A 268-nucleotide genomic window follows, 5' to 3' on the forward strand; every position below is an offset into this window, starting at 1 on the left:
ATCTTATTCCTGATGTTGCTCTGAATGAAGCAAGCTTAGCTGATGGTTCTGCCTCTACAGGGACAGCTGTCAGTGAAACCAAAGTCATTACGTTTACTGATGGTAGCGATGATGTGACGCACTTTAGGGTCGATAGCACGAACTTCAATTCGTCAGGTGCATTGAAGTCGAACGGCCTGACAGTGGAAATTAAAGAGCAACCTACTGATTCGGGGAACTATGTTGGCTTTATTATCGGCGCTTCAAATGTTGAAACGAACGTGTTCAC

Annotated in this window: 1 protein-coding gene; it reads left to right on the top strand. The window is 44.8% G+C overall.

Going from position 1 to position 268, the window contains the following annotated elements:
* A partial coding sequence (locus AB4486_RS27935) for a hypothetical protein (RefSeq protein ID WP_372120064.1) occupies positions 1 to 268 on the top strand: 268 nt, incomplete at both ends.

Source organism: Vibrio sp. 10N.222.55.C6 (genome assembly GCF_041473395.1).
Classification (GTDB): Bacteria; Pseudomonadota; Gammaproteobacteria; order Enterobacterales; family Vibrionaceae; genus Vibrio; species Vibrio crassostreae_C.